Here is an 8,206-nt window from a genome sequence, read left to right on the forward strand (position 1 = left end):
GCGGAGTTAAGCGCATGATCAGCACCACGGTCCGCCGCCTCTCGCGTCCGAACCTCTCGCAGCCGCGCGGCCGCCGCCTCGGCGCGCTTGCCGGCGTCTCGCTGCTCAGCCTCGTGCTGGCGACACCCGCTTGGGCAGGCCCGGACGGCCCCACCGGCACTGCGCTGCCGACCGGCGGCCAGGTGGTCGCCGGCGAGGCGACGATCGGCACCAGCGGCGCCGCGATGACGGTCACCCAGTCGACGCGGCGGGGGATTATCAACTGGCAGGGATTCGATATCGGCAGCGATGCGTCGGTACAATTCGTTCAACCCGACGCCAGTTCGGTCACCCTCAACCGCGTTCTCGGCGGCAATGGCAGCACGATCGCCGGCAAGCTCTCGGCGAACGGCAAGGTCTATGTCGTCAATCCGAACGGCGTGCTGTTCACGTCGACTGCGCAGGTGGACGTGGGCGGGCTGGTCGCCGCCGCCGGCGACATCGCCGACAGCGACTTCCTGGCAGGCAAGGACGCCTTCACGATCAGCCCCACCGCTTCGGTGATCAACCAAGGCAGCCTGACCGCGCGGAACGGCGGCGCAGTGGTGCTGGTCGGCGGCAGCGTGTCGAACCTCGGCACGATCGGTGCCGAACGCGGCGACGTGGTGCTCGCCTCAGGCAGCAAGGTCACGCTCGACGCCGGCGCCGACGGGCATCTGAAGGTCGAGGTCGATCCCGCGACCAGCCAGGCGCTGGTCCAGAATGGCGGCTTGATCGCAGCGGGCGGCGGCCAGGTGCTGCTCACCGCGCAGGGTGCAGGCGCGGCGGTCTCCTCGATCGTCTCGAACATCGGCACGATCGAGGCGCGGACGCTCTCCAACCAGTCGGGCAAGATCCTGCTCCTCGCCGACATGCAGGGCGGCGTGACGCAGGCCGGCGGCACGCTCGACGCGTCGGCGCCCGATGGCGGCGATGGCGGCTTCGTCGAAACCTCCGCGCACATGGTCGGCTTCGGCGACGATCTGCAGGTCCTGACCTCGGCGGCGAACGGCACGACCGGCACTTGGCTGATCGATCCGTACGATCTGACCATCTCGGCCAATTCTTCCTATTCCCTGGGGATCAACGTAGTCGGTAACCCCGGATATGTCGGGTCGATCGGTACTACCTCCAATCTCAATAATGCCACGCTCTCGGGATGGCTGAATTCAGCCAATATCATCGTTCTGGTCGATGGTGGCGGCGGCGGGCAAGCCGGCAATATCACCGTCAATGACGCCGTGACCTGGAGCGCCGCCACCACGCTGACGCTCAACGCCAATAGCTCGACCGGCGGCATCTTCCTCAACGCTGCGATCACCGGTTCGAACGCGAACAGCGGCCTTGCGCTCAATGCAGGCGTGGGCGGCATCAACCAGAACGCCAGCGGCGCCATCACCGTCGGCACGCTGACCGCAAACGCCGCGAACGGCGGTGGCGTTATGCTCCACGTGGCGGACAATCAGGTCACGCGGCTCGGCGCTTCGTCCGCGTCGGGCATCTTCTACTTCGGTAACGGAACGGCGCTGACCGTGACCGGCGCGGTTGCCAGCAGCAGCGGCCTTGTCTCCCTCATCGCTGCCGGCGACCTGACGATCAACGCAGCGCTGACCGACACCGCCGTCGGCGCCGGCTACACGCTGCAATCCAGCGGCGGCACGCTCACCATCGCCAAGGACGTGACGCTGTCAGGGCAGTCCGCCAGCCTCTACCTGAGCGCGGCAAGCGGCTATGCGCTTACGGGCGGGGCACGGATATCGCTGCCCGGGAGCGCGGCGAACCTGAGGATCAACGGCAATGCCTATACGCTGATCCACAACGCCACCCAGCTCCAGGCGATTCCGGCATCCGCCACCGGCTATTATGCGCTCGGCAACGACATCGATGCGTCCGCGACCGCGACCTGGAACAGCGGCGCGGGGTTCGCGACGCTCGATAATTTCCAGGGCATTTTCGCCGGCCTCGGCCATGCGATCGATGGGCTGACGGTCAACCGGCCAAACCAGGGCCAGACCGGACTGTTTGGAAGCACGAACAACGCCGTACTGCGCGATTTCACGCTTTCCAACGCCACGGTGACAGGCAGCTCCCGGGTAGGGGCGGTGGTGGGCTATGCCGGCGGTACGACGCTGAGCAATGTCCACGTCACCGGCAGCGTCAGCGCTTTCCAGGAAGCCGGCGGCGTCGTCGGCTGGTTGTTCGACAGCACGCTGAATGGCGTTTCGTCCGCCGCATCCGTCGCGATTTCGCAGAACAAGGCCGGCGGCCTGGCGGGCTATGTCTTTTCCACCGCCAGCATAACCAATTCCTACGCCGTCGGCGCGGTTACCGGTACGAGCATGGTCGGCGGGCTGATCGGCGACACCGACAACGGCATCACGCTGACGCTCACCAACGTCTATGCCAGCGGCAGGGTCTCCGGGAGTTCGCTGACCGGCGGGCTCATCGGGCAATGGCGCGGCAGCACCGCCAACATTAGCGGCGCGCTTTGGGATGTGGGCTCCACCGGCGTTTCCACCAGCGCGCTCGGCCTCGGCTTCGTCCACGGTATCGCCTATAACCAGAACACCTACAGCGGCTTCGGCTTCGACTTCACCAACACCTGGGTGATGCTGCCCGGCGACACGCGCCCGATGCTGCGCAACGAAGCGTCGAGCGTGATCTTCACGCCGCATGCGCTGCAGCTGATGTCGCTCAATCTGGCGGGCAGCTATACGCTGGGCGCCGATATCGACCTGACCCCCGCCTTCACCTTGAATGGCGGCTATTATGGTGACGTGTGGAATACCACCGGCTTCGCGCCGATCGGCTCGGGCGGCACGCCCTTCACCGGCAGCCTGAACGGCAACAGCCACAGCATCACCGGGCTGACGATAAGCCGCTCCGGCACCAACTATGTCGGCCTGTTCGGCTATGTGACCGGCGGCACGATCGCCAATCTCCGGCTGATCGGCGGCAGCGTTACCGGCAATGACGGCGTCGGCGCGCTTGTCGGCTATCTCCTCGGCGGTTCGGTCTCGAGCAGCGGGGCCTCCACGGCCGTAACCGGCAGTTCGACCACCGAGGCCAATACCGGCGGCCTGGTCGGCACCAATAACGGCGGTGCCATCGCCGATTCCTGGGCCAGCGGCGCCGTGACCGGCGCGGGCTATCAGATCGGCGGCCTGGTCGGGTTCAACGCCAATGGCGCGACGATCACCCGCTCCTATGCGACCGGCAACGTCACCGGCACCAACGCCAATGCGGGCTATGGCTATATCGGCGGCCTGGTCGGCGGAAACGGATTTTCCGGCGACGGCGGGACGATTTCGCAATCCTATGCGACCGGCACCGTCACCGGCGCGGCGGGTCCGGTCGGCGGCTTTGTCGGCCATAATGACGGCACGATCACCGATTCCTACGCGACCGGCGCGGTGACCGGTACCGGGTCGGCCGGCAATATCGGCGGGTTTGTCGGCGTCAATTACATCAACGGCACGATCCATTCCGCCTTCTCGACAGGCCGTGTGGTCGGAGCCAGCCGCGGCGGTTTCGCAGGGTATAACAACGGCGCCGCCGGCTCGATCATCAACGCCTATTGGGATACCCAGACCACCGGCCTGGCGCTAGGCGTCAGCGGCGGCCAAGCAGCCGGAATCACCGGCCGCACTACCGCGCAACTCCAGGCCGCGCTGCCAACCGGCTTCTCTTCCTCGATCTGGGGCACCGGCACCAACCTCTACCCCTATCTCGGCTGGCGCTACACCAGCACCCCGGTCGCGGTCAGCGGCAGCGCCTATACCGACCTGACCGGCGCCATCGCGCTTAGCGGCGCCGCCGTCACCGCGCTAACCAACGGCACCGTGTTCGGCAGCGCGACCACCGGCGCGAACGGCTATTTCTACATCCTGGGCGACGCCGGCACGCTCGGCTCCAACGGCGTGATCACCTATCTGGACAATGGCGCGACGCGCGGCGCGACCTATGCCGATGCGCTGTCCTCGAACGGCATCCAAAACATCTCGCTCCTCGGCTCGACGCTGCAATTGTCGACCAATCGTGCCTCGCTCACCGCGACGCAGGCCGGCTTCCTCGCCACGCTCGGCAGCTATAGCGACAGCGACCTCGCCTTCGTCACCGGTGCCGGCCTGTCGACCGCGACCGGCTATGGCATGCAGATCCGCACCGGCAGCAACTATCTGCTCGATGCCAACCTCAATTCCGGCGGCGCGCTCTCCGTGGGTAACGGAACCATGGCGGTCACCGGCGACATCAGCCTGACCGCCAATGGCGCACTCGATATCAGCGGGTTGACCTGGACCGATGCATCGAGCCTGGCGCTGATCACTACCGCCGGCAACGACATAGCACTCGTCGGCGTGAGCGCGCCTGCCGGCACGCTGTCGCTCTCCTCGGGCCGTGACATCACCATTAACAGCACGCTGTCGGTGAACACCTTCAAGCTGCTGAGCGGCACGTGGAGCCAGATCGGCACGCTGCCCAACTTCTCCGTGGTCGACTTCCAGCTGACCCCGAGCGCGACCTTCATCCGCGCGCGGGGCGGCGACGGCACGGTGGCCAATCCCTATCAGATCGCCGACGTCTATGGCCTGCAGGGCATGGCCTCGATCAGCCTGCGCGCACAGAATTTCGTGCTGGCCAACGACATCAACGCCAGCAGCGCCGCGGCGTGGAACGGGCTGGCCGGCTTCCTGCCGATCGGCAGCAGCCTTAGCAACGCCTTCACCGGCAGCCTGAACGGCAATGGCCATGCGATCACCGGACTGCGGATCAACCGGCCGGGCACTTCAAATGTCGGGCTGTTCGGCTATTCCGCCGGCACGATCAGCAACCTGTCGCTCACCGGCAATGTCACCGGGGGCAGCATGACCGGCAGTCTGATCGGCGCCATGACGGGCGGCAGCGTGACCGGCGTTCGTGCCGCCGTCACCGTCACCGGTACGGGCAGTCAGGTCGGCGGGCTGGTCGGCAGCCTGCAGGGGGGCACGATCACGCTTTCCTCTGCCAGCGGCAATGTTTCCGGTGTCGCCTCGGCCGGCGGATTGGTTGGCGCGCAGAGCGGGACGTCGGGAATCGACCAGTCCTTCGCCACCGGCACGGTGCAGGCCTCCAATTTCAGCGCGGGTGGTCTGCTGGGCCAGATGACGGGAGGCACGATCAGCAATTCCTATGCGACCGGCGCCGCCACCGCCACCAACAACCAGGCAGGCGGCCTGGTCGGGCTCGCGATCGGCAGCTCGACGATCAGCAATTCCTATGCATCGGGCACCGCGACCAGCTCGGCGGTGGCCGGGGGGCTGATCGGCTATCTCGACGGCACGGTCACGAACAGCTTCTGGAACACCACCACCAGCGGCAAGAGCAATGCCATTGGCGGCGGGTCAGGCTCGACCGCCGGCATCACCGGGCTGAGCACTGCCCAGATGACGTCGCTCGCCAGCTTCGCGTCAGCCGGCTGGAACATCGACGATGCCGGCGGCACCGGTGCGGTCTGGCGCATCTATGACGGCTACAGCACACCGCTGCTCCGCGGCTTCCTGACGCCGCTCACTGCGACCGGCGGCAACGTCACCCAGACCTATAGCGGTTCGGCGACCAGCACGCCGGGCACGCTGACCTACAGCGTCGGCACGCCCGACTATAGCCGGCTGTTCGGCACGCCGCTCTATGTCGCCTCCAGCGCCAATGCCGGCACCTATAGCGGCAGCAGCCTGCGGCTGACCGGCCTCTATTCGAACCAGGCGGGCTATGACATCATCGCCGTGCCCGGCAGCTTCCAGATCCTGCCGGCCGATCTGATCGTCACGGTCAACGGCGCGACCAGGGTCTATAACGGGCTGGGCTATAGCGGCGGCAACGGCGTCTCCTATACCGGCTTCGTCAACAACGAGGACGCTTCGGTGCTCGGCGGCACGCTGACCTATGGCGGCGCGGCGCAGGGGGCGATCAATGTCGGCACCTATGCGCTGAGCGCCTCGGGCCTTACCTCGGGCAACTACACGATCCACTATACCCCGGGGCTCCTGAGCATCACCCGGGCAACGTTGATCATCAAGGCCAGCGACGCGACCAGGACCTATACCGGCCTTGGCTATGCGGGCGGCAACGGCGTCACCTATACCGGTTTCGTCAACAACGAGGACGCCTCGGTCCTCAGCGGCACGCTGGCCTATGGCGGCGCGGCGCAAGGTGCGGTCAATGCCGGCACCTATGGTCTCACCGCCTCGGGCCTGACCTCCGGCAATTACACGATCAGCTATCTCGCCGGGACCCTGACGATCAATCGGGCGCCGCTGGTCGTCACCGCCAGCAACGCGACCAGCACCTATAACGGCCTGGCATATTCGGGCGGCAACGGCGTGAGCTATGCCGGCTTCGTCAATGGCGAGGGCGCTTCGGTGCTCGGCGGCACGCTCGCCTATGGCGGCTCGGCGCAGGGTGCGGTCAATGCCGGCACCTATGGGCTGACCGCCTCGGGGCTCACCTCCGGCAATTACGCAATCAGCTATGCGCCCGGCACGCTGACGATCGACCCGGCTGCGCTGACCATCACCGTCAATGGCGCGACCAAGACCTATGACGGTCTCGCCTATACCGGCGGCAATGGCGTGAGCTATGCCGGCTTCGTCAATGGCGAGGGCACTTCGGTGCTCGGCGGCACGCTGGTCTATGGCGGCTCGGCACAGGGCGCGATCAACGCCGGCAGCTATGGGCTGACCGCCTCGGGGCTGACGTCTGGCAATTACGCGATCAGCTATGTCGATGGCAGCCTGGTCGTGAACCCGGCCGCGCTGACCGTCACGGTCGGCGACGCCACCAAGACCTATGACGGGCTTGCCTATTCCGGCGGCAACGGCGTGACCTATACCGGCCTGGTCAATGGCGAGACCAGCGCAGTGCTTGGTGGCAGCCTGGCCTATGGCGGCACCGCCCAGGGTGCGGTGAACGCCGGGACCTATGGGCTGACCGCCTCGGGCCTGACCTCGGGCAATTACGCGATCAGCTATGTCGACGGCACAGTGACCGTGAACCCGGCGCTGCTGACCGTCACCGTCAACGGCGCAACCAAGACCTATGACGGCCTCGCCTATTCGGGCGGTAACGGCGTGACCTACACCGGCCTGGTCAACGGCGAGACCGCAGCGGTTCTCGGCGGCACGCTGGTATATGGCGGGACGGCGCAGGGCGCGGTCAATGCCGGCAGCTATGGCCTCACGGCGTCTGGCCTGACCTCGGGCAACTATGCGATCAGCTATGTCGACGGCAGCCTGACCGTGAACCCGGCGTTGCTGACCGTCACCGTCAACAATGCCACCAGCACCTATACCGGCCTCGGCTATAGCGGCGGCAACGGCGTCAGCTATCTGGGCTTTGTCAATGGCGAGGGCGCTTCGGTCCTCGGCGGCACGCTGGTTTATGGCGGCACGGCGCAGGGCGCGGTCAACGCCGGCAGCTATGGCCTCACCGCGTCGGGCCTGACTTCGGGCAACTACACGATCAACTATGTCGATGGCACGGTGACCGTGAACCCGGCGTTGCTGACCGTCACCGTCAACGGCGCCACCAAGACCTATGACGGGCTGGCGTATAGCGGCGGAAACGGCGTGACCTATACCGGCCTCGTCAATGGCGAGGGCGCTTCGGTCCTCGGCGGCACGCTGGTTTATGGCGGTACGGCGCAGGGCGCGATCAACGCCGGGGCCTACGGTCTCACTGCTTCGGGTCTCGCCTCGGGCAACTATGCGATCAGCTATGTCGACGGCAGCCTGACCGTGAACCCTGCCGCGCTCACCATCACCGTCGGCAACGCCACCAAGACCTATGACGGCCTCGCCTATTCCGGGGGCAATGGCGTGACCTACACCGGCCTCGTCAACGGCGAGACGGCCGCAGTCCTAGGCGGTAGCCTGGCCTATGGCGGCACCGCGCAGGGTGCGGTGAACGCAGGCAGCTATGGACTCACCGCCTCGGGCCTGACTTCGGGCAACTACACGATCAACTATGTCGATGGCACAGTGACGGTGAACCCGGCGCTGCTGACCGTCACCGTCAACGGCGCCACCAAGACCTATGACGGCCTCGCCTATTCCGGCGGCAACGGCGTGACCTATACCGGCCTCGTCAACGGCGAGACGGCCGCAGTCCTAGGCGGTAGCCTGGCCTATGGCGGCACCGCGCAGGGTGCGGT

The 8,206-nt window shown here is 66.5% G+C and carries 1 protein-coding gene; it reads left to right on the forward strand.

The window, feature by feature from the left end:
• Positions 1–14 precede the first annotated feature (14 nt).
• A partial coding sequence (locus P6144_RS16670) for an MBG domain-containing protein (protein ID WP_277768926.1) occupies positions 15–8,206 on the forward strand: 8,192 nt, incomplete at its 3' end.

The organism is Sphingomonas sp. HITSZ_GF (assembly GCF_029543155.1).
Classification (GTDB): Bacteria; Pseudomonadota; Alphaproteobacteria; order Sphingomonadales; family Sphingomonadaceae; genus Sphingomonas.